At 70.5% G+C, this 20,986-nt stretch carries 19 protein-coding genes; 12 read left to right on the top strand and 7 right to left on the bottom strand.

The features are described from left to right. Nucleotides 1-87 precede the first annotated feature (87 nt). The 5 genes from acs (at nt 88) to ACGFW6_RS37125 (ending at nt 5,629) form a co-directional block, all read left to right on the top strand. Nucleotides 88-2,046: an acetate--CoA ligase gene (acs, locus tag ACGFW6_RS37145; RefSeq protein ID WP_393520315.1), complete on the top strand. Its 1,959-nt coding sequence runs from the start codon at nt 88-90 to the stop codon at nt 2,044-2,046. Nucleotides 2,047-2,233: 187 nt separating this feature from the next. After that, nucleotides 2,234-3,673 (top strand): Na+/H+ antiporter NhaA, encoded by a 1,440-nt coding sequence (nhaA, locus tag ACGFW6_RS37140; protein ID WP_393520313.1) that lies wholly within the window; start codon nt 2,234-2,236, stop codon nt 3,671-3,673. Between the two features lie 78 nt (nt 3,674-3,751). Next, entirely contained in the window at nt 3,752-4,249 is a 498-nt protein-coding gene (locus ACGFW6_RS37135; RefSeq protein WP_393520311.1) for a phage holin family protein, read from the top strand. Further along, complete coding sequence (locus ACGFW6_RS37130; RefSeq protein WP_393520309.1) at nt 4,246-5,184, top strand: alpha/beta fold hydrolase; 939 nt, start codon at nt 4,246-4,248, stop codon at nt 5,182-5,184. The genes ACGFW6_RS37135 and ACGFW6_RS37130 overlap by 4 nt, the downstream gene beginning before the upstream one ends. 262 nt (nt 5,185-5,446) lie before the next feature. Beyond that, nucleotides 5,447-5,629, top strand: a complete 183-nt coding sequence (locus ACGFW6_RS37125) for a hypothetical protein (RefSeq protein ID WP_393520307.1) — start codon at nt 5,447-5,449, stop codon at nt 5,627-5,629. 69 nt (nt 5,630-5,698) lie between these two features. On the opposite strand, the gene ACGFW6_RS37120 is transcribed toward ACGFW6_RS37125, so the two are convergent. The 3 genes from ACGFW6_RS37120 to nth form a co-directional block, all read right to left on the bottom strand. Further along, a complete protein-coding gene (locus ACGFW6_RS37120) occupies nt 5,699-6,898 on the bottom strand; it encodes a MarP family serine protease (protein WP_393520305.1) in 1,200 nt (399 codons plus the stop codon). A gap of 120 nt (nt 6,899-7,018) precedes the next feature. Next, nucleotides 7,019-7,714, bottom strand: a complete 696-nt coding sequence (locus tag ACGFW6_RS37115) for an NUDIX hydrolase (RefSeq protein WP_393520303.1) — start codon at nt 7,712-7,714, stop codon at nt 7,019-7,021. Between the two features lie 151 nt (nt 7,715-7,865). Continuing rightward, entirely contained in the window at nt 7,866-8,870 is a 1,005-nt protein-coding gene (nth, locus tag ACGFW6_RS37110) for an endonuclease III (RefSeq protein ID WP_393520301.1), read from the bottom strand. 441 nt (nt 8,871-9,311) lie between these two features. Here nth and ACGFW6_RS37105 point away from each other — a divergent pair, with 441 nt between their 5' ends. The 3 genes from ACGFW6_RS37105 (at nt 9,312) to ACGFW6_RS37095 (ending at nt 12,374) form a co-directional block, all read left to right on the top strand. After that, the gene (locus tag ACGFW6_RS37105) at nt 9,312-9,986 is read left to right on the top strand and encodes a Crp/Fnr family transcriptional regulator (RefSeq protein ID WP_030943409.1); all 675 of its coding nucleotides are present in this window, start codon (nt 9,312-9,314) and stop codon (nt 9,984-9,986) included. Nucleotides 9,987-10,615: 629 nt separating this feature from the next. After that, entirely contained in the window at nt 10,616-11,491 is an 876-nt protein-coding gene (locus tag ACGFW6_RS37100; protein WP_393520298.1) for an NUDIX hydrolase, read from the top strand. A gap of 52 nt (nt 11,492-11,543) precedes the next feature. Beyond that, on the top strand, nt 11,544-12,374 hold the full coding sequence (locus ACGFW6_RS37095; RefSeq protein ID WP_393520296.1) for an MBL fold metallo-hydrolase: 831 nt from the start codon (nt 11,544-11,546) through the stop codon (nt 12,372-12,374). Nucleotides 12,375-12,795: 421 nt separating this feature from the next. Here the strand turns inward: ACGFW6_RS37095 and ACGFW6_RS37090 are convergent, their stop codons facing one another. Together ACGFW6_RS37090 and ACGFW6_RS37085 are read right to left on the bottom strand one after the other, a co-directional pair. After that, entirely contained in the window at nt 12,796-13,263 is a 468-nt protein-coding gene (locus ACGFW6_RS37090) for a RidA family protein (RefSeq protein WP_393520294.1), read from the bottom strand. Beyond that, the gene (locus tag ACGFW6_RS37085; protein WP_003967454.1) at nt 13,260-13,418 is read right to left on the bottom strand and encodes a DUF4177 domain-containing protein; all 159 of its coding nucleotides are present in this window, start codon (nt 13,416-13,418) and stop codon (nt 13,260-13,262) included. Before ACGFW6_RS37085 ends, ACGFW6_RS37090 begins: the two co-directional genes overlap by 4 nt. 106 nt (nt 13,419-13,524) lie before the next feature. On the opposite strand from ACGFW6_RS37085, the gene ACGFW6_RS37080 reads away from it, so the two are divergent. Together ACGFW6_RS37080 and ACGFW6_RS37075 are read left to right on the top strand one after the other, a co-directional pair. After that, a complete protein-coding gene (locus tag ACGFW6_RS37080; RefSeq protein WP_393520292.1) occupies nt 13,525-14,502 on the top strand; it encodes an ArsA family ATPase in 978 nt (325 codons plus the stop codon). A gap of 73 nt (nt 14,503-14,575) precedes the next feature. Continuing rightward, the gene (locus ACGFW6_RS37075) at nt 14,576-15,979 is read left to right on the top strand and encodes an ArsA family ATPase (RefSeq protein ID WP_393520290.1); all 1,404 of its coding nucleotides are present in this window, start codon (nt 14,576-14,578) and stop codon (nt 15,977-15,979) included. A 44-nt stretch (nt 15,980-16,023) separates the two neighbouring features. Here the strand turns inward: ACGFW6_RS37075 and wblA are convergent, their stop codons facing one another. Beyond that, nucleotides 16,024-16,362, bottom strand: a complete 339-nt coding sequence (wblA, locus tag ACGFW6_RS37070) for a transcriptional regulator WblA (RefSeq protein WP_393520288.1) — start codon at nt 16,360-16,362, stop codon at nt 16,024-16,026. A gap of 552 nt (nt 16,363-16,914) precedes the next feature. On the opposite strand from wblA, the gene ACGFW6_RS37065 reads away from it, so the two are divergent. Then, the gene (locus tag ACGFW6_RS37065) at nt 16,915-19,218 is read left to right on the top strand and encodes a transglycosylase domain-containing protein (protein ID WP_393520286.1); all 2,304 of its coding nucleotides are present in this window, start codon (nt 16,915-16,917) and stop codon (nt 19,216-19,218) included. Between the two features lie 154 nt (nt 19,219-19,372). Here the strand turns inward: ACGFW6_RS37065 and ACGFW6_RS37060 are convergent, their stop codons facing one another. After that, on the bottom strand, nt 19,373-19,837 hold the full coding sequence (locus tag ACGFW6_RS37060) for a GatB/YqeY domain-containing protein (protein ID WP_393520284.1): 465 nt from the start codon (nt 19,835-19,837) through the stop codon (nt 19,373-19,375). A 152-nt stretch (nt 19,838-19,989) separates the two neighbouring features. Here ACGFW6_RS37060 and ACGFW6_RS37055 point away from each other — a divergent pair, with 152 nt between their 5' ends. Beyond that, nucleotides 19,990-20,916 carry a metallophosphoesterase gene (locus tag ACGFW6_RS37055; protein ID WP_393520282.1) on the top strand — a complete coding sequence of 309 codons (927 nt, stop codon included), beginning with the start codon at nt 19,990-19,992 and terminating at the stop codon, nt 20,914-20,916. Nucleotides 20,917-20,986: the final 70 nt, after the last annotated feature.

The following is a 20,986-nucleotide window of genomic DNA, read 5'->3' as shown; positions in this document are numbered from 1 at the left end:
ATTTTCCGTCGACCCTTGTCATCGGACCCCCGGGTCTGATGAGCTGTGGCCTGGGACACAACGGACACCCTGGGAAAGGGAGATGTCGTGAGCAACGAAAGCCTGGCCAACCTGCTGAAGGAAGAGCGCAGGTTCGCACCCCCCGCCGACCTGGCCGCGAACGCCAACGTCACGGCGGAGGCGTATGAACAGGCCAAGGCTGACAGGCTCGGCTTCTGGGCCGAGCAGGCCCGTCGGCTGACCTGGGCCAAGGAGCCGACGGAGACACTGGACTGGTCGAACCCGCCGTTCGCGAAGTGGTTCAAGGACGGCGAGCTCAACGTCGCGTACAACTGCGTGGACCGGCATGTGGAGGCCGGGCACGGCGACCGCGTCGCCATCCACTTCGAGGGTGAGCCCGGCGACGGCCGCGCCATCACGTACGCCGAGCTCAAGGACGAGGTCTCCAAGGCCGCCAACGCGCTGCTGGAGCTGGGCGTCCGCAAGGGCGACCGGGTCGCCGTCTACATGCCGATGATCCCGGAGACCGCGGTCGCGATGCTGGCCTGCGCGCGCATCGGCGCCGCGCACTCGGTCGTCTTCGGCGGCTTCTCGGCGGACGCGCTGGCCACGCGCATCCAGGACGCGGACGCCAAGGTCGTCATCACCTCCGACGGCGGCTACCGACGTGGCAAGCCGTCCGCGCTCAAGCCGGCCGTGGACGACGCGGTCGGCAAGGTCGACAACGTCGAGCACGTGCTCGTCGTGCGCCGCACCGGCCAGGACGTGGCCTGGGACGACAGCCGTGACGTGTGGTGGCACGAGATCGTCGAGCGGCAGTCGGCCGAGCACACCCCCGAGGCCTTCGACGCCGAGCACCCGCTGTTCATCCTGTACACGTCCGGTACGACGGGTAAGCCCAAGGGCATCCTGCACACCTCCGGCGGCTACCTCACCCAGACGTCGTACACCCACCACGCGGTCTTCGACCTCAAGCCGGAGACGGACGTGTACTGGTGCACGGCCGACGTCGGCTGGGTCACCGGCCACTCGTACATCGTGTACGGGCCGCTGGCGAACGGCGCGACGCAGGTGATGTACGAGGGCACGCCGGACACGCCCCACCAGGGCCGCTTCTGGGAGATCGTGCAGAAGTACGGCGTGACGATCCTGTACACGGCGCCGACGGCGATCCGCACGTTCATGAAGTGGGGCGACGACATCCCCGCGAAGTTCGACCTGAGCAGCCTGCGGGTGCTGGGTTCCGTGGGTGAGCCGATCAACCCCGAGGCGTGGATCTGGTACCGCAAGCACATCGGCGCCGACCGGACCCCGGTCGTCGACACCTGGTGGCAGACCGAGACCGGCGCGATGATGATCTCGCCGCTGCCGGGCGTGACCGAGGCCAAGCCCGGTTCGGCGCAGCGTCCGCTGCCCGGCATCTCCGCGACCGTCGTCGACGACGAGGCGAACGAGGTGCCCAACGGCGGTGGCGGCTACCTGGTGCTGACCGAGCCGTGGCCGTCGATGCTGCGCACCATCTGGGGCGACGACCAGCGGTTCCTCGACACGTACTGGTCGCGGTTCGAGGGCAAGTACTTCGCCGGTGACGGCGCGAAGAAGGACGACGACGGGGACATCTGGCTGCTGGGCCGGGTGGACGACGTCATGCTCGTGTCGGGCCACAACATCTCCACCACGGAGGTCGAGTCCGCCCTGGTCTCCCACCCGTCGGTGGCCGAAGCGGCCGTCGTCGGCGCCGCCGACGAGACGACCGGGCAGGCGATCGTCGCCTTCGTGATCCTGCGCGGTACGGCGAACGCCGAGGACGAGAACCTCATCGCCGACCTGCGCAACCACGTCGGCGCCACCCTCGGCCCGATCGCCAAGCCGAAGCGGATCCTGCCGGTGGCCGAGCTGCCGAAGACCCGCTCCGGCAAGATCATGCGCCGGCTGCTGCGGGACGTCGCCGAGAACCGCCAGCTCGGTGATGTGACGACGCTGACCGACTCGACCGTCATGGACCTCATCCAGGCGAAGCTGCCGGCGGCGCCGAGCGAGGACTGAGCGAGGAACGTGTCCCGGAGGGCACCCGGCGACCGCGCCGGGTGCCCTTCGCGTACGTACGGTGGAACTGGACGGATGCGATCCGGCGCACCCTTAGGTAAACTAAACAAAGCAACATCACTCAAAGGTGCGCCGGGAAGTCTGGTCGGCAAGTGTTCCGTCCTGCCCACCGACCGGAGGTCTCCCCGTGGCCGCGCCCCGCACCCCCGCTCCCGTCCGCAAGGCCTTCGGACGGCTCTCGCTCCCCGAGCGGACCTTCGTCGCGGACGCGCTGCGCACCGAGACCGTCGGCGGCGTCCTGCTGCTGCTCGCCGCGATCGCGGCGCTGATCTGGGCGAACGTCCCCGCACTGCGCGACAGCTACGAGACCGTCGGCCACTACCACCTCGGTCCCGAGGCGCTCGGACTGAACCTGACGGTCCAGCACTGGGCGGCCGACGGGCTGCTCGCGATCTTCTTCTTCGTCGCCGGCATCGAGCTCAAGCGCGAGCTGGTCGCCGGCGACCTCAAGGACCCCAAGGCGGCCGTACTGCCGGTCGTCGCCGCGCTGTGCGGCATGGCGGTGCCGGCGCTCGTCTACACGCTGACGAGTCTCACCGGACACGGCTCCTCGGCCGGCTGGGCCGTGCCCACCGCGACGGACATCGCCTTCGCGCTCGCCGTGCTCGCTGTCATCGGCACCTCCCTGCCCAGCGCCCTGCGCGCGTTCCTGCTCACGCTCGCCGTGGTCGACGACCTGTTCGCGATCATGATCATCGCGATCTTCTTCACCTCGCAGATCGACTTCGCCGCGCTCGGCGGCGCCGTGGTCGGCCTCGGCGTCTTCTGGCTGCTGCTGAGGAAGGGCGTACGCGGGTGGTACGTGTACGTGCCGCTCGCCCTGGTGATCTGGGGCCTGATGTACAACAGCGGCGTCCACGCCACCATCGCGGGCGTCGCGATGGGCCTCATGCTGCGCTGCACCCGGCGCGAGGACGAGCAGCACTCCCCCGGCGAGCACATCGAGCACCTCGTACGCCCCCTGTCGGCCGGCCTGGCCGTCCCGCTGTTCGCGCTGTTCAGCGCCGGTGTCGTGGTCTCCGGCGGCGCCCTCGGCGATGTGTTCGCCCAGCCGGAGACACTCGGCGTGGTCCTCGGCCTGGTGGTCGGCAAGACCATCGGGATCTTCGGCGGCACCTGGCTGACGGCACGTTTCACCAGAGCCTCGCTCAGCGACGACCTGGAGTGGGCCGACGTGTTCGCCGTCGCCACCCTCGCCGGCATCGGCTTCACCGTCTCGCTGCTCATCGGCGAGCTCGCCTTCGCCGGCGACGCCACGATGACCGACGAGGTCAAGGCGGCCGTACTGATCGGGTCCCTCACCGCGGCGGTCCTGGCGACGGTGCTGCTGAAGATACGTAACGCCAAGTACCGCGGGATGGTCGAGGCCGAGGAGCGCGACGAGGACGCCGACGGCATTCCGGACATCTACGAGCAGGACGAGCCGGAGTACCACCTGCGCATGGCCGCCATCCACGAGCGCAAGGCCGCCGAGCACCGCCGCCTCGCCGAGGAGAAACTCGCCGCACGCCACGCGCTTGCCGAAGTGACGGGCAGGGCAGGCGAGGAGGACCACCGTCGGGCATGATCTGACGGGACGGTACAAAAGACGGAACCGTACTCAGTCAGGCAGAAGACGGATCCGTACACGACGAGGGAGACCGCGATGAGCGCACCCGACGGCAGCCCGGTCGGCGCCGAACGCAGCATCGGCCAGCTGTTCGCCTCGGCGACGACCGAGATGTCGGCGCTGGTGCATGACGAGATCGCACTGGCGAAAGCGCAGCTCAAGCAGGACGTCAAGCGCGGCGCGACGAGCGGAGGCGCGTTCACGGTGGCGGGCGCCGTGCTGGTGTTCTCGCTGCCGATGCTGAACTTCGCCCTCGCGTACGGCATTCGGACCTGGAGCGACTGGAACCTCGCGCTCTGCTTCCTGCTGTCCTTCGCGGCGAACGTCCTCATCGCCCTCGTCCTCGCGCTGATCGGCGTCGTCTTCGCCAAGAAGGCCAAGAAGAGCAAGGGCCCGCAGAAGGTCGCCGCCTCGATGAAGGAGACGGCGGGCGTCCTGCAGAAGGCCAAGCCGCACCCGCGTCCGGCCACGCAGCCGGCGCTGGAGGACCGGGCGCCGGCGGCCATCGAGGCTGTGGCACGCTCATCGTCATGACGGATCCCGACACCCCCTTCTCGGTCGTACGGCTGGACGTCCCCGGCGGGAGAGAGGTGACCCACCGGGACGTCGCGGCGAACGGCGCGCGTTTCCACATCGCCGAGCTGGGCGACGGTCCGCTGGTGCTGCTGCTGCACGGCTTCCCGCAGTTCTGGTGGACCTGGCGGCACCAGCTGGTGGCGCTCGCCGACGCGGGCTTCCGGGCGGTGGCGATGGACCTCAGGGGCGTCGGCGGCAGCGACCGTACGCCGCGCGGTTACGACCCGGCCAACCTCGCCCTCGACATCACCGGCGTGGTCCGCTCGCTCGGCGAGCCGGATGCCGCGCTGGTCGGGCACGACCTGGGCGGATACCTGGCGTGGACGGCGGCCGTGATGCGCCCCAAGCTGGTCCGCCGGCTCGCGGTCGCGTCCATGCCGCACCCCCGGCGCTGGCGCTCGGCGATGCTCTCGGACGTCAAGCAGACCAGTGCCGGTTCCTACATCTGGGGGTTCCAGCGGCCCTGGATCCCCGAGCGGCAGCTGACGGCCGACGACGGCGCGCTCGTCGGCCGGCTCGTACGGGACTGGTCCGGGCCGCGCCTGCCGGACGACGACGCGGTGGAGACGTACCGCCGCGCGATCTGCATCCCGTCGACCGCGCACTGCTCGATCGAGCCGTACCGCTGGATGGTGCGCTCGCTGGCCCGCCCCGACGGCATCCAGTTCAACCGCCGCATGAAGCGGCCGGTGCGCGTACCGACCCTGCATCTGCACGGCTCCCTGGACCCCGTCATGCGCACCCGCAGCGCGGCCGGTTCGGGCGAGTACGTCGAAGCCCCCTACCGCTGGCGCCTGTTCGACGGCCTCGGCCACTTCCCGCACGAGGAAGATCCGGTCGCTTTCTCCACGGAACTCATCAACTGGCTGAAGGATCCCGAACCCGATCGGTGACGCGCCGCCACGCCGAAGACTGCCGGGGGTCCGGGGGTCGCCCCCGGGTCAGCACAGCCCGCACGAGGAAGATCCGGTCGCTTTCTCCACGGAACTCATCAACTGGCTGAAGGATCCCGAACCCGATCGGTGACCGGTTCGATGCGCCCGGTATCCGGAGAACTGAACACCTGTCCTACGAACAGCCAATTGCCTGGCGCATAGGCCAATTGGGGGCCCTGGGGGCGGTTATCGACCTTGGGGCAGGGGCAGACGTCGGGGTATGGGCTGGACGCACGACTACAGTGACGCAGCACGCAATCGCCGCTCGGCCAGCGGGCTGAGCTCCCACCAGCGGGGCAACGCCCCGCAGATGCCGGGCGCGGATCTCCGGGTGGGTATTCCGCGCATCCTGCGCCGCCGGGCCCGCTGGGTCTCGGTGCGCCTGCGCCACCCGCGCGGCTGACCGGCCGCCGCTTCTCCACCGTCTCCACCGTCCGGGGCAGGCTCTCGTGCCTGCCCCGGCCTCACGGGCTCACAGCGCGCAGCTGTCGCTGTCCACCTGCTGGTTGGCGGTACGGCCCTTGACGATGTCCTCCTGGATCTCGTCCGCGGTCAGCGCGTACCCGGTCTCGGCGTCGTCGAGGGACTTGGCGAACACCACGCCGTAGACCTTGCCCTCGGGCGTCAGCAGCGGGCCGCCCGAGTTGCCCTGACGGACGGTCGCGTACAGGGAGTAGACGTCACGGCGCACGGTGCCGCGGTGGTAGATGTCGGGGCCGTTGGCCGGCAGGCGCCCGCGCACGCGCGCCGCCCGCACGTCGTACGCGCCGTTCTCCGGGAAGCCCGCGATGATCGCGCTGTCGCCGCTCTCGGCGTCGGTGGCGGTGAACTTCAGGGCGGGCGCGTCCAGGTCGGGCACGTCCAGGACGGCGATGTCGCGCTCCCAGTCGTAGAGGACGACCGTCGCGTCGTAGCGCTTGCCCTCGCCGCCTATCTGGACGGTGGGTTCGTCGACGCCGCCCACGACATGCGCGTTGGTCATGACTCGGCGCTCGGCGAAGACGAAGCCGGTGCCCTCCAGGACCTTGCCGCAACTCGTCGCCGTGCCCATGACCTTGACGATGGATCGCTGCGCGCGGGTGGCCACGGGGCTGTTGGCGAGCGCCGGGTCGGGCGGCTGGACCTCGTTGATCGGCTCGTTCGAGAACGGGCTGAAGACCTGTGGAAAGCCGTTCTGCGCAAGGACGGTGGAGAAGTCGGCGAACCAGGTGTCGGCCTGGTCGGGCAGCGCGCGCGAGACGCCGAGGAGCACCTTGGAGCTACGGACCTCCTTGCCGAGCGTCGGCAGGGTCGTCCCGGCGAGGGCGGAGCCGATCAGCCAGGCCACGAGGAGCATGGCGACGACGTTGACGAGCGCGCCGCCGGTGGCGTCCAGGGCGCGGGCCGGGGACCAGGTGATGTACCGGCGCAGCTTGTTGCCGAGATGGGTGGTCAGCGCCTGGCCGACGGACGCGCAGACGATCACGACGACGACCGCGACGACGGCGGCGGTGGTGCTCACCTCGGCGTTGTCGGTCAGCGCGTCCCAGATGACCGGGAGGAGGTAGACGGCCACGAGACCGCCGCCGAGGAAGCCGATCACCGACAGGATGCCGACGACGAAGCCCTGGCGATAGCCCACGATCGCGAACCACACGGCGGCGACCAGCAACAGGATGTCCAGCACGTTCACCGGTTCGAGCCTCGCCTCGTCACTCTTCGCTCACCACAGGTCGGCCACGGGCCCGGCCCGCAACACAGCGGCTTTCGGACACGACGGCCCCCGGGAAGACACAGCACGGCAGACACCCTGTCATGACCGCCAGTCGAGCGGGACCTGCTTCCCCCGGTCCCAGGGCCGCTCCCAGCCCGAGAAATGGAGCAGGCGGTCGATGATCCCGGCCGTGAAGCCCCACACCAGTGCCGATTCGACCAGAAATGCCGGACCTCTGTGGCCGCTGGGGTGCACGGTGGTGGCGCGGTTGTCCGGATTCGTGAGATCCGCCACGGGGACGGTGAAGACGCGGGCCGTCTCGTTCGGGTCGACGGCGTCGACCGGGGTCGGCTCGCGCCACCAGCCCAGCACGGGCGTGACGACGAAGCCGCTGACCGGGATGTACAGCCTCGGCAGGACACCGAAGAGCTGGACGCCGCTCGGATCGAGCCCGGTCTCCTCCTCGGCCTCGCGGAGAGCGGCCCGCAGCGGCCCGTCGGCCTGCGGGTCGCCGTCCTCGGGGTCGAGGGCACCGCCGGGGAAGGAGGGCTGCCCGGCATGGGACCGCAGCGAGCTCGCCCGCTCCATGAGCAGCAGCTCGGGGCCCTGCTCGCCCTCACCGAACAGAATCAGCACGGCGGACTGGCGTCCCGCGCCGCTCTCCGGCGGCAGGAAGCGGCTCAGCTGCAACGGCTCGACGGTCTCCACGACCCGCACCACCGGCTCCAGCCACTGCGGCAGCCCGTCCTTGCTGACCACCACCGGCCCGTCCTGCGTCTCGCTCGCCCTCGTCATCGCCACCCCCGTCGTCCTGCCGAGTCCAACGCCCGAGGACCCCGAGATCGTTCCGCGAGAACGCCACAACCACCCGCCCGAAGCCACGAGAACCGAGTCCTCGCGACCGTACGGCCACCCGGCGGCGCCCCCGCCCTTCCCGCTCGCTCCGTCATCCGGCCCCCAGCGGCGGGGCCGGCTTGCCGCCCGCGTCCAGATAGGACTGCGGCGGGTTGAGCCGCTGCCCCGGGAAGCCGCCCTTCTCGTACTTGAGGAGCTTCTTCGCCTTCTCCGGATCCGTCTCGCCCTCGCCGTACGCCGGGCAGAGCGGGGCGATGGGGCAGGCGCCGCAGGCGGGCTTGCGGGCGTGGCAGATACGGCGGCCGTGCCAGATCACGTGGTGCGAGAGGTCGGTCCAGTCGCTCTTGGGGAACAGCGCGCCGATCTCGGCCTCGATCTTGTCCGGGTCCGTCTGCTCGGTCCACTGCCAGCGCCGCACCAGCCGCTGGAAGTGGGTGTCGACGGTGATACCGGGGCGCCCGAAGGCGTTGCCGAGCACGACGAAGGCGGTCTTACGGCCGACCCCCGGCAGCTTGACGAGCTCTTCGAGCCGCCCCGGGACCTCACCGCCGTAGTTCTCCACCAGCGCCTTCGAGAGCCCCATGACCGACTTGGTCTTGGCCCGGAAGAACCCGGTGGGCCGAAGGATCTCCTCGACCTCCTCGGGGTTGGCGGCGGCCAGATCCTCGGGGGTGGGGTACTTGGCGAACAGCGCGGGCGTCGTCTGGTTGACGCGCAGGTCGGTGGTCTGTGCCGACAGCACGGTGGCGACCACGAGCTGGAAGGGGTTGGTGAAGTCCAGCTCCGGGTGGGCGTACGGGAAGACCTCGGCGAGCTCGCGGTTGATACGGCGGGCACGGCGCACGAGAGCGGTACGGGACTCGCCGGCGGGCACCTTGGCGGCGACGGTCTTCACGGCGGAGGCGCCTTTCACGGCGGTGGAGGCCGCCTCGGTGACGACGGCGGGCGTCTTCTTGATCGCCTTCTTACTGATCGCGCTCTTGCCGGCGGCCTTCTTGGCGGGCGCTTTCTTGGCAGCGGCCTTCTCAGCGGTCTTCTCAGCGGTCTTCTTGGCGGTCTTCTTGGCGGGCGCCTTCTTGACAGCGCCCGATTTCACCGCGGCGGCCTTTTTCACCCCGGCAGCCCCGCTCGCGCCGGCGGCCTTCTTCGTACCGACCGCCCTCTTGGCGGCAGCCGATTTCCGGCCACCACCCCCACCCCCACCCGGCGCCTTTTTCGCCGCTTCTGTCGTTTTCCTTCCGCCACCGGGGTCCTGTTCGCCCACAGCGGAATCGCGACGTACAACCACCCGTCCAGCTCCCTTGGCCTGTGCTCTCACCGGCGATTTGGACACCCGGCCAGCCTAAAGCCCGGCACTGACATCCGCCCCGGACCCCGAAGATCGGCCCCCAATTGGACCCCTGCCGCTTACCTCGGGACACCTGTGCGGCATCCTTGTGACAGATCACACTGTTTGGACCGTCCGGCAAAATGGGGAACACGGTCCCCTGGTACACAGGGGAGTGATCCCCTGAGCAGGTCGACAAGGAGAGAACTCGTGGACGACGTTCTGCGGCGCAACCCGCTCTTCGCGGCGCTCGATGACGAGCAGTCCGCGGAACTGCGCGCCTCCATGAGTGAGGTGACGCTCGCGCGTGGCGACTCCCTGTTCCACGAGGGCGACCCGGGCGACCGGCTCTATGTCGTCACCGAGGGCAAGGTCAAGCTCCACCGCACCTCCCCCGACGGCCGCGAGAACATGCTCGCCGTCGTCGGCCCCGGAGAGCTCATCGGCGAGCTGTCCCTCTTCGACCCGGGCCCGCGCACGGCGACCGCCACCGCGCTGACCGAGGTCAAGCTGCTGGGCCTGGGCCACGGCGACCTGCAGCCCTGGCTGAACGTCCGCCCCGAGGTGGCCACCGCGCTGCTGCGCGCCGTCGCCCGCCGGCTGCGACGCACCAACGACGCGATGTCCGACCTGGTCTTCTCGGACGTTCCCGGCCGCGTGGCACGTGCGCTGCTCGACCTCTCCCGCCGCTTCGGCGTGCAGTCGGAGGAGGGCATCCACGTCGTCCACGACCTCACGCAGGAGGAGCTGGCCCAGCTGGTGGGCGCGTCCCGCGAGACGGTCAACAAGGCCCTGGCCGACTTCGCTCAGCGTGGCTGGCTGCGGCTGGAGGCTCGCGCGGTGATTCTGCTGGACGTCGAGCGTCTGGCGAAGCGCTCCCGCTAGGCCGTCCGGCCCGTACGACACCGGGGTCCCGCCTCATCAGGAGGCGGGGCCCTGTTTTGCGTACCGCGCGGATTCTCGCCCCCGCCGCCCCTACCCGTCCCTTCCTCAGGGGCTCCGCCCCTTCAACCCCGCCACGCCTGGGGCTGCCGCCCCAGACCCCGCTCCGGCCCTGAACGGGCCCCGTCCTCAAACGCCGGACGGGCTGAAAAATGGGCGAACCGGCGCCGAGATTGAGGCGTAGCCCGACGCGCCCACGACATCAGAGGGACCCGCACCCGCCCACGACGGCAAGGCAAGGGATGCGCCCGCACCCGCCCACGACGGCAGGGGACGCACCCGCACCCGCCCACGACGGCAGGGGGGCCGCACCACCACCCGGCCGGCACCCGCCCACGGCGGCAAGGGGCCGTGCCGGGGGGTGTCCGCCCGCAGCGGCCGGCGTCAAGAAACAGCACCCCTTGATGCCGGGCACCCGCCGGACCGAGGACGGACACCCCCCGGCGCGGCCCCGACCCACCCCCACCCGCAGGCGCTACGCGAACCCCCACACACCCGCGCAGGCCGCCGCAGGCACCACGGCCCCCAGGACCCCTCTCGAACATCCGCGCACCACGAGATAGCCTCCGCCCATGGCAAACGGGCAGTGGTACCCACCGGAGTGGCCGGACCGCATCCGCGCGCTCGCGGACGGCACTCTCACCCCCGTAGAACCAAAGCGGGCGGCCACCGTCATGCTGCTCAGGGACACCGACACCGGCCCGGCCGTACACATGCTGCGCCGCCGCAGCTCCATGGCCTTCGCCGGCGGCGCCTACGCCTACCCCGGCGGTGGCGTCGACCCCCGAGACGAACAGCAGATCCGCTGGGCCGGCCCCACGCGCGCGTGGTGGGCACAGCGGCTCGGCCTGGAGGAGGCCGCCGCCCAGGCGATCGTCTGCGCGGCCGTACGCGAGACGTACGAGGAGGCCGGTGTCCTCCTCGCCGGCCCCACCGACGACTCCGTCGTGGGCGACACCACCGGCGACGACTGGGAGGCCGACCGCGCCGCCCTCGTCGCCCGCGACCTCTCCTTCGCCGAGTTCCTCGACCGCCGCGGCCTCGCCCTCCGCTCCGACCTCCTCGGCGCCTGGACCCGCTGGATCACCCCGGAGTTCGAACCCCGCCGCTACGACACCTGGTTCTTCGTCGCCGCCCTCCCGGAGGGCCAACGCACCCGCAACGCCTCCACCGAGGCCGACCGCACCGTGTGGATCCGCCCCACGGACGCCGCCGCCTCGTACGACAAGGGCGAGCTCCTGATGATGCCGCCGACCATCGCGACGCTGCGGCAGCTCACCCCGTACGACAGCGCCGCGCGCACCCTGGCCGCCGCGCCCGACCGCGACCTCACCCCGGTCCTCGCCCAGGCCCGCCTCGAGGACGGCGAGATCGTCCTCGCCTGGCCCGGCCACGACGAGTTCACCAAGCACATCCCGACCGGCCCGACCGGCCCGACCCCCGCATGATCCCGCCCATGGCACCCACGCCGCCGCCCACCGCCCCGGAAGGCCCCCTCGCATGACGGACGCAGCAGCCCTCCCCGGCCAGCCGCGAGGCGAGGTCCTCTCCGGTCCCGCGACCGCGCGCGCCGTCAACGTGCTGGCCCCCAACGCCTCGGCGATGACCCTGGACGGCACCAACACCTGGCTCGTCTCCGAACCCGACTCCGACCTGGCCGTGGTGATCGACCCCGGCCCACTGGACGACGGCCATCTGCGCAACGTCGTCGCCACCGCCGAGAAGGCCGGCAAGCGGGTCGCCCTGACCCTGCTCACGCACGGCCACCCGGACCACGCCGAGGGCGCCGCCCGCTTCGCCGAACTGACGGGCACGCACGTGCGTGCCCTCGACCCGGTACTCCGGCTCGGCGACGAGGGCCTGGCCGCCGGGGACGTGGTCACCGTCGGCGGCCTGGAGCTGCGCGTCGTACCGACGCCCGGGCACACCGCCGACTCCCTGTGCTTCCACCTCCCGGCCGACCGCGCCGTCCTGACCGGCGACACGATCCTGGGCCGCGGCACGACGGTCGTGGCGCACCCCGACGGCCGCCTGGGCGACTACCTGGACTCGCTGCGCCGCCTCAGGTCCCTCGCGGTCGACGACGGCGTGCACACCGTCCTGCCGGGCCACGGGCCGGTTCTGGAAGACGCCCAGGGCGCGGTCGAGTTCTACCTGGCCCACCGCGCCCACCGGCTCGCCCAGGTCGAGACGGCGGTCGAGGACGGCCACGGCACGCCGGGCGAGGTCGTCGCCCATGTGTACGCGGACGTGGACCGCTCGCTGTGGCCGGCCGCCGAACTGTCGGTCCGGGCACAGCTGGACTACCTGCAGGAACACGGCATCATCTAGCCGAAAACAACCAACAGCCCGCCCACCACCGACCGAAGACGGCCCACCGCCCCCTCAATCGGGCCTGGCCGCTTTGATCCCGTGCACGCGCGTGTGCTGCTCCGCGAGCCACGGACCCAGATCCTCGACGTACGACCGCGGGACGCCCGCGCCCCACCCCCCGGCCGGCTCGTACCCGAGCACGGGCCACCGCCCACAGCTGCACGGCCCGCGCGGTGCCCCGCGCCCCCAACAAAATTCAGCCTGCCCGGGCCACCCCGGACAGGCTGCTGTGAAACACCGGCCGTACGACAACCACCGCGCAAGGGCCGCCGCGCAAAGGCCGCCGCACGAGAACCGCCCCACGGGGGCCGCCGCACAACTACCGCCCCACAAGAGCCACCGCACGAAAGCGCCGTACACCGGCTGAATCGCCGAAGGCCTACGCCCCCGTCAGTTCCACCTGCACCTCGACCTCGACCGGCGCGTCCAGGGGCAGGACCGCCACGCCCACCGCGCTGCGCGCGTGGACGCCCTTGTCGCCGAGGACCTCCGCCAGGAGCTCGCTCGCGCCGTTGATGACGCCGGGCTGGCCGGTGAAGTCGGACGCCGACGCCACGAACCCGACGACCTTCACGACACGCGCGATGCGGTCCAGGTCGCCCGCCACCGACTTCACGGCGGCAAGGGCGTTCAGGGCGCAGATGCGGGCGAGGTCCTTGGCCTCCTCGGCCGTCACCTCGGCGCCCACCTTGCCGGTGACCGGAAGCTTGCCGTCCACCATGGGGAGCTGGCCGGCGGTGTAGACGTACACGCCCGACTGGACCGCCGGCTGGTAGGCGGCCAGCGGCGGCACGACCTCCGGAAGCCTCAGGCCCAGCTCGGCGAGCTTCTCCTCGGCCGCGCTCACGCCTTCTCCCGCTTCAGGTAGGCCACGAGCTGCTCGGGGTTGTTCGGCCCGGGCACGACCTGGACGAGCTCCCAGCCGTCCTCGCCCCAGGTGTCCAGAATCTGCTTCGTGGCGTGGACGAGCAGCGGCACGGTTGCGTATTCCCACTTGGTCATGTGGCCGACTTTATCCGCTGCCCGCGGGCGGCCACGCGGCCGACCACCCTCAGGTTGTCCACAGGCTGTCGCGTGACTGGCGGACCGACTGGTTAGGCTCGAAGACGTGAGCAGGCTCCAGGTCGTCAGTGGCAAGGGCGGGACCGGAAAGACCACGGTCGCCGCCGCGCTCGCGCTCGCTCTCGCGACCGAGGGGAAGCGGACGCTTCTCGTCGAGGTCGAGGGCAGGCAGGGCATCGCGCAGCTCTTCGAGACGGAGGCGCTGCCCTATGAGGAGCGGAAGATCGCCGTCGCTCCCGGGGGCGGGGAGGTGTACGCCCTCGCCATAGACCCCGAACTGGCCCTTCTGGACTACCTCCAGATGTTCTACAAGATGGGCGGCGCGGGCCGGGCCCTGAAGAAGCTCGGCGCGATCGACTTCGCCACCACCATCGCGCCGGGGCTGAGAGACGTACTCCTGACCGGCAAGGCGTGCGAGGCGGTGCGGCGCAAGGACAAGTCCGGGCGGTTCGTCTACGACTGCGTCGTCATGGACGCGCCTCCCACGGGGCGCATCACCCGCTTCCTGAACGTGAACGACGAGGTCGCCGGGCTCGCCCGGATCGGCCCGATACACAATCAGGCGCAGGCCGTGATGCGGGTGCTGAAGTCGGCGGAGACGGCCGTGCACCTGGTGACGCTGCTGGAGGAGATGCCCGTCCAGGAGACCGCGGACGGGATCGCCGAGCTGCGGGCGGCGCGGCTGCCGGTGGGCCGGATCATCGTGAACATGGTGCGTCCCGAGGTGTTGGACGCGACCGATCTGGAACTCGTGCGCAGTGTCCCGCGCACGGCCGTCGCCAAGGCACTGTCCTCGGCCGGACTCGGCGGGGCTCGGCGCGGCGGGAACGCCGAGAAGCTGGTGACCCCGCTGCTGGCGCAGGCCGACGAGTACGCCGAGCGGTACGCGCTGGAGCAGGAGCAGCGGGCGGCCCTGGACGAGTCGGGGCTGCCGGTGCACGAACTGCCCCTGCTCGCGGAGGGCATGGATCTGGCGGGCCTGTACGCACTCGCGCGCGAACTGCGGGAACAGGACCTGTCATGAGTCCGTTCACTAGTCGGGAGCCGTACACGGAACGTCAGCGGCCGTACGCGGTACGTCGGAAGCAGGGGATGTCATGAGTCGTCCAGAACCGGCCCAGGCACAGGCCGCCGCCCACCGGCCCCACCGTCTCTCCGCCACGCGCGTGCTCGACCTCGATCCGCTGCTCGACGATCCGAAGACCCGGATCGTGGTGTGCTGCGGCTCGGGAGGCGTGGGCAAGACCACGACCGCGGCGGCGCTGGGGCTGCGGGCGGCGGAGCGCGGGCGCAAGGTCGTCGTGCTCACCATCGACCCGGCCCGCCGGCTGGCCCAGTCGATGGGCATCGACTCCCTGGACAACACCCCGCGGCGGGTCAAGGGCGTGGACGGCGACGGCGAGCTGCACGCGATGATGCTGGACATGAAGCGCACCTTCGACGAGATCGTCGAGGCGCACGCGGACCCCGAGCGGGCGGCCGCGATCCTGGGGAACCCCTTCTACCAGTCGCTCTCGGCGGGCTTCGCGGGCACGCAGGAGTACATGGCGATGGAGAAGCTGGGCCAGCTGCGGGCCCGGGACGAGTGGGACCTCATCGTCGTGGACACCCCGCCGTCCCGTTCCGCGCTGGACTTCCTGGACGCCCCCAAGCGGCTCGGCTCGTTCCTGGACGGCAAGCTGATCCGGGTCCTGCTGGCCCCGGCGAAGGTCGGCGGACGCGCGGGGATGAAGTTCCTGAACGTCGGCATGTCGATGATGACGGGCGCGCTCGGCAAGCTGCTCGGCGGGCAGCTGCTGAAGGACGTACAGACCTTCGTGGCCGCCATGGACTCGATGTTCGGCGGGTTCCGTACCCGCGCGGACGCGACGTACAAGCTGCTTCAGGCGCCCGGCACGGCGTTCCTGGTGGTGGCGGCGCCGGAGCGGGACGCGCTGCGGGAGGCCGCGTACTTCGTGGAGCGGCTGGCCGCCGAGGACATGCCGCTCGCGGGTCTGGTGCTCAACCGGGTCCACGGCAGCGGCGCCGACCGGCTGTCGGCCGAGCGGGCGCTCGCCGCCGCGGAAAATCTTGAAGAGCCCCGCATTGTGGATCAGGAGGGCGGGAAAGCTGGACTTCGTAACTCCCCCGACACGTACGACAGTTCAGATTCAGCCGCATCCGAGGCACCGGCTCCAGACGCAGGCTCCCCCGCCGTCACGGACATGGAGCGAACCCCGGCCTCGGACAAGTCGGAGTCCGTCGACTCGGAATCCGCCGCTCCGCACGTGGAGCGCTCCGTCGACCAGCTCACCGCGAGCCTGCTGAGGCTGCACGCCGAGCGCATGCAGCTGCTCTCCCGCGAGCAGCGCACGCGTGACCGCTTCACCACGCTCCACCCCGAGGTGGCGGTGGCCGAAGTGGCCGCGCTGCCCGGTGACGTGCATGACCTCACGGGGCTGCGGGACATCGGGAACCGGCTCGCGGCCCATCGGCACGAGCTGCCTGATCCCGAGGTCTGACAGCAGACCCGCCGGATCCGACCGAGGGACGACCTCGTGGCCCCTCAGCCCACCGCCGCGAGGTTCTCGTACACCTCGTCGTCGTCGAGCGGGAGCAGACCAGCTCCGCGCTCGTACTCCGTGCGTGCCGTCTCCAGCAGCCGGCGCCACGAGGTGACCGTCGGCCTCCTGCGCAGCAGAGCGCGGCGCTCGCGCTCCGTCATTCCTCCCCACACGCCGAACTCGACGCGGTTGTCCAGCGCGTCCGCCAGGCACTCCGTGCGCACCGGGCATCCGGTGCACACCGCCTTGGCCCTGTTCTGCGCTGCTCCCTGAACGAACAGTTCATCCGGATCGGTAGTGCGGCAGGCCGCCTGCGCACTCCAGTCGGTTACCCAGCCCATACCGGCGCCGTCCTCTCCCGAATCGAGGCTCCCCCACGGCGGCAGCGGCATATTCACCGCCGCCAGTTGAGGACGTTACGGAAGGTGGGCACAGCGCAACACCCCCTTCGGGCCCAATCTTGAATGGCCCGAACGGACTATGCGTAAGCGGCAGATCACCCGGGGGAGTGAGCTGGCGACATGCGTGACTTTCCCGGCAAACCGGGACAGTTCTGTTGAGTCACAACGGACGCCGAATGACACACAAGGCGGATTCGGACACGCCCCCACCAAAAAAGTGGGCTACCGCCAGAACGATTCGGGGTCGCCGGACGTATTGATACGTGGCCGCACTGCTGTGACAGTTGAGAGCAGCTTAGGCCAAGGCCTGTACGCCTGTCCGGCGAATGGGCCGCATCCGTCGTGCGAGCTCCGCTCGCGGGCGGACGGCCGGCTGTGCCGTGCCGTGGTTCACGTGCCCCACCCGCGCGCACGGCATGTCCCACGTCGCCGTGCCGGGCTCGCGCGCGATCGGCTCTCGGTTCGCTCATGTCTACGGTTTAGGCTGCCCCCATGCCAAAGAACCGCTCGGGCGGTGGTCTGTCGCCGACTCAGCAGGCCGCCAAGTTCCTCGGTGTCAGTGTGCTCGCCGGAGCCGTGCTGGCCGGTATCGCGCTGCCCGCCGTCGGCGCGCTGGGGCTCGCGGCCAAGGGATCCGTCGAGAGCTTCGACGAACTCCCGGCCAACCTCAAGACGCCACCGCTGAGCCAGCGCACCACGATCCTGGACGCCGAGGGCGGCACGATCGCCACGGTCTACTCGCGTGACCGTACGGTCGTCGACCTCAAGGACATCTCGCCGTACATGCAGAAGGCGATCGTCGCGATCGAGGACGCCCGCTTCTACCAGCACGGCGCGGTCGACCTGAAGGGCGTCCTGCGCGCCCTCAACCGCAACGCCCAGAGCGGCGGCGTCAGCGAGGGCGCGTCGACGCTGACCCAGCAGTACGTGAAGAACGTCTTCGTGGAGGAGGCCGGCGACGACCCGACGAAGGTCGCGCAGGCCACCCAGCAGACGCTCGGCCGCAAGATCAAGGAGCTGAAGTACGCGATCCAGGTGGAGGAGGAGCTCGGCAAGAAGAAGATCCTCGAGAACTACCTGAACATCACGTTCTTCGGCCAGCAGGCGTACGGCGTCGAGGCCGCGGCCCAGCGCTACTTCTCCAAGTCCGCCAAGGACCTCAAGGTCCAGGAGGCGGCGCTGCTCGCCGGCATCGTCCAGTCGCCCAGCCGCTACGACCCGGTCAACGACGAGGCCGAGGCCACCAAGCGGCGCAACACCGTCCTCCAACGCATGGCGGACATGGGTGACATCCCGCAGGAAGAGGCCGACAAGGCCAAGGAGACGCCGCTGGGGCTGAAGGTCAGCAAGCCCAAGAACGGCTGCATCACCGCGGTCAAGGGCGCCGGCTTCTTCTGCAAGTACGTCGAGAAGGTCTTCAAGAGCGAGCCGGTCTTCGGCAAGAACCGCGAGGCCCGCGCCAAGATCTGGAACCAGGGCGGCCTGACCATCACGACGACCCTGGACCCGCAGTCGCAGAAGTCGGTCCAGGCCTCGCTCAAGGATCACGTCTACCAGGACGACAAGGTCGCCGCCGCGGCCACCCTCGTCGAGCCCGGCACCGGCAAGATCCTCGGCATGGGCCAGTCGAAGCCGTTCGGCTACGGCAAGAACGAGACCGAGTACAACTACTCGGTCGACGCGGCATACGGCGGCTCCAACTTCGGCTTCCCGACCGGTTCGACGTTCAAGCCGTTCGTCGCCGCGGCCGCGCTGGAGGAAGGCCGGCCGCCGACGCAGGAGTACTCGTCGCCGTACGAGATGGAGTACCCGAGCCCGGTCCAGACCTGCGAGAGCGCGCCGTGGACCAACCGCAACGGCGAGAAGCTGGAGAACGAGAGCGAGTCGGAGCACGGCCCCTACCGCCTGCGGAAGGCGATGGAGCTGTCGGTCAACACCTACTTCGTGCAGATGATCGCCGACATCGGCCTGTGCCCGGTGGTCAACATCACCGACAAGCTCCGGGTCCGCCAGGGCAACGGCGAAAAGCTTCCCGAGCGCCCGGCCATCGCCCTCGGCTCGGTCGGCCTGTCCCCGCTGACGATGGCGAGCGCGTACGCCGCCTTCGCCTCCCGCGGCATGTACTGCACGCCGATCGCCATCGAGTCGATCTCGCAGAAGGTCGGTGACCAGCAGAAGTCCCTGGAGGTGCCGAAGTCGACCTGCTCGCGCGCGATGTCCGAGCAGACCGCGGACACCATCAGCACCCTGCTGCAGGGCGTGGTCGACTCCGGTACGGGTAAGGAAGCCGGCCTCACCGACCGCGACAGCGCCGGCAAGACCGGTACGACGGACGAGCGCCGCAACGCCTGGTTCGTCGGCTACACGCCGAACCTCTCGGGCGCCGTCTGGGTCGGCAGCGCCACCCAGAAGGTCAAGATGCGCAACATCTACATCGGCGGCGTGTACAACGACCTGGTCTACGGCGGCCGGGTGCCGGGCCCGATCTGGCGGGACGCCATGCTCGGCGCCCTGGAGGGCAAGCCGGTCGAGAAGTTCAACACCGTCCACATCCCGGAGGACCGCGAACGCGACAAGGGCCGGGGCGACGAGGACGGCGACGACAACGGCAATGACGACGGCAACAACGGCGACGACAACCTCATCGGCGGCCTGATCGGCGGCGGGGACAACGGCGGCGGCAACGGCGGGAACGGCGGCTCCGACGGAGGCACGGTCCCGACCCCGACCTTCTCCATCCCCGAGGGCTGGTGGCAGGGCCAGACGAACGGGACCGGAAACGGAGGGCGTGACTGAGATGCCGGCACCCGCTCGGTCCGCCTAGCACACACAACGGCGAAGGCCCCTGTCCCCTCGTACGGAGGGGACAGGGGCCTTCGCCGTCGATACAGGCCGGTGCCGCACCCGCGGGAGAGACACTCCCCGGGCGGCTGCCGCGCGCCGGGCGAGGTCAGCCCGCGAGCATCTTCTTGACCGCCGCGGCCACCCGGCCGCCCTCGGCCAGACCCGCGACCTTCGGGTTCACGATCTTCATGACGGCACCCATGGCCCGCGGGCCCTCGGCGCCGGCCGCCCTGGCCTCCTCGACGGCCTGGGCGACGATGTCGTTCAGCTCGTCGTCGCCGAGCTGCTTCGGGAGGTACGTGGCGAGCACCTCGCCCTCCGCCTTCTCCCGCTCGGCGGACTCGGGTCGACCACCCTGCGCGAAGGCCTCGGCCGCCTCACGGCGCTTCTTCGCCTCGCGGGTGATCACCTTCTGCACCTCGTCGTCGGAGAGCTCGCGCTTCTCCTTGCCCGCGACCTCCTCCTTGGTGATCGCGGCGAGCGTCAGCCGGAGCGTCGAGGAGCGGAGCTCGTCGCGCTCCTTGATCGCGGCGTTGAGGTCTTCCTGGAGCTTCGACTTGAGCGTGGTCATGACGTCGATTGTCGCAGGTGTGGTGACGGGAACGCCCGTTGATTTCAAGGGGCGTGCGCGAGGGCGCCGTACGGCGGTCGGCGGGGCCGGCCGGAGGCGGGCCGGGGGACGGCCTGGCACGAGGGACTTCGCCGGTCTGACACGATGGTCGTATGCGCGCGCGATACGGAGTACCCCTGGGAATCACGGCGGTTGGCGCCGCCGGACTGCTGTACTCGGCGGGATTCGAGGCCCGTTCCTTCCGCCTGCGACGGGTGACGGTCCCCGTCCTGCCTGCCGGTATGCGGCCGCTGCGGGTGCTCCAGGTCTCCGACATCCACATGGTCGGCGGCCAGCGCAAGAAGCAGCGCTGGCTGCGGTCGCTGGCGGGCCTGCGCCCCGACTTCGTGATCAACACCGGCGACAACCTGTCGGACCCCGAGGGCGTGCCGGAGGTGCTGGACGCGCTGGGCCCGCTGATGGAGTTCCCGGGCGCGTACGTCTTCGGGTCGAACGACTACTACGGCCCCACGCTGCGCAACCCGGCCCGCTATCTGCTGGAGAAGGCGCAGGGCCGCCACGGCCTGAACGGCAACGCGCCCGCCGTCGGCGTGACCCACAACCCGTGGGAGGACCTGCGCGACGGTTTCGACACCGCGGGCTGGCTGAACCTGACGAACACCCGGGGCATGCTCAAGGTCGAGGGCGTGTCGGTGGAGCTGACCGGCGTGGACGACCCGCACATCAAGCGGGACCGCTACGAGCGGGTGGCCGGCGGTCCGTCGGACGACGCCGACTTCTCGATGGGCGTGGTGCACGCGCCGTACCTGCGGGTCCTGGACGCGTACACGGCGGACGCCTACCCGTTGGTCCTGGCCGGTCACACCCACGGCGGCCAGATCTGCATCCCCTTCTACGGCGCCCTGGTCACCAACTGCGACCTGGACACCGACCGGGTGAAGGGCCTGTCCCGGCACAGGGCGGAGGGCCGTACCTCCTACCTCCACGTCTCCGCGGGCTGCGGCGCCAGCCGCTACACCCCGTTCCGCTTCGCCTGCCCACCGGAGGCGACGTTGCTGACGCTGGTGGGGCGGGAGTAGGGGCAGGACGCGGGGAGGCGGGTGGCCGGGAGGCTGGGGAACGACCCCTCCTGCCGTAGGAGCCTCCGGC

It is taken from the genome of Streptomyces sp. Y7 (genome assembly GCF_043195415.1).
GTDB lineage: Bacteria > Actinomycetota > Actinomycetes > Streptomycetales > Streptomycetaceae > Streptomyces.
The sequence above is the reverse complement of the archived record's forward strand: the minus strand, read 5'-3'. Positions and strand labels throughout refer to the sequence as shown.

What these genes read in the sequence shown, in the direction of transcription:
- ACGFW6_RS37135 (WP_393520311.1), top strand. Translation starts at nt 3,752, where the DNA reads ATGAGCGCACCCGACGGCAGCCCGGTCGGCGCCGAACGCAGCATCGGC.
- ACGFW6_RS37130 (WP_393520309.1), top strand. Translation starts at nt 4,246, where the DNA reads ATGACGGATCCCGACACCCCCTTCTCGGTCGTACGGCTGGACGTCCCC.
- ACGFW6_RS37125 (WP_393520307.1), top strand. Translation starts at nt 5,447, where the DNA reads ATGGGCTGGACGCACGACTACAGTGACGCAGCACGCAATCGCCGCTCG.
- ACGFW6_RS37115 (WP_393520303.1), bottom strand. Translation starts at nt 7,714, where the DNA reads ATGACGAGGGCGAGCGAGACGCAGGACGGGCCGGTGGTGGTCAGCAAG.
- ACGFW6_RS37100 (WP_393520298.1), top strand. Translation starts at nt 10,616, where the DNA reads ATGGCAAACGGGCAGTGGTACCCACCGGAGTGGCCGGACCGCATCCGC.
- ACGFW6_RS37095 (WP_393520296.1), top strand. Translation starts at nt 11,544, where the DNA reads ATGACGGACGCAGCAGCCCTCCCCGGCCAGCCGCGAGGCGAGGTCCTC.
- ACGFW6_RS37085 (WP_003967454.1), bottom strand. Translation starts at nt 13,418, where the DNA reads ATGACCAAGTGGGAATACGCAACCGTGCCGCTGCTCGTCCACGCCACG.
- ACGFW6_RS37075 (WP_393520290.1), top strand. Translation starts at nt 14,576, where the DNA reads ATGAGTCGTCCAGAACCGGCCCAGGCACAGGCCGCCGCCCACCGGCCC.
- wblA (WP_393520288.1), bottom strand. Translation starts at nt 16,362, where the DNA reads ATGGGCTGGGTAACCGACTGGAGTGCGCAGGCGGCCTGCCGCACTACC.
- ACGFW6_RS37065 (WP_393520286.1), top strand. Translation starts at nt 16,915, where the DNA reads ATGCCAAAGAACCGCTCGGGCGGTGGTCTGTCGCCGACTCAGCAGGCC.
- ACGFW6_RS37060 (WP_393520284.1), bottom strand. Translation starts at nt 19,837, where the DNA reads ATGACCACGCTCAAGTCGAAGCTCCAGGAAGACCTCAACGCCGCGATC.
- ACGFW6_RS37055 (WP_393520282.1), top strand. Translation starts at nt 19,990, where the DNA reads ATGCGCGCGCGATACGGAGTACCCCTGGGAATCACGGCGGTTGGCGCC.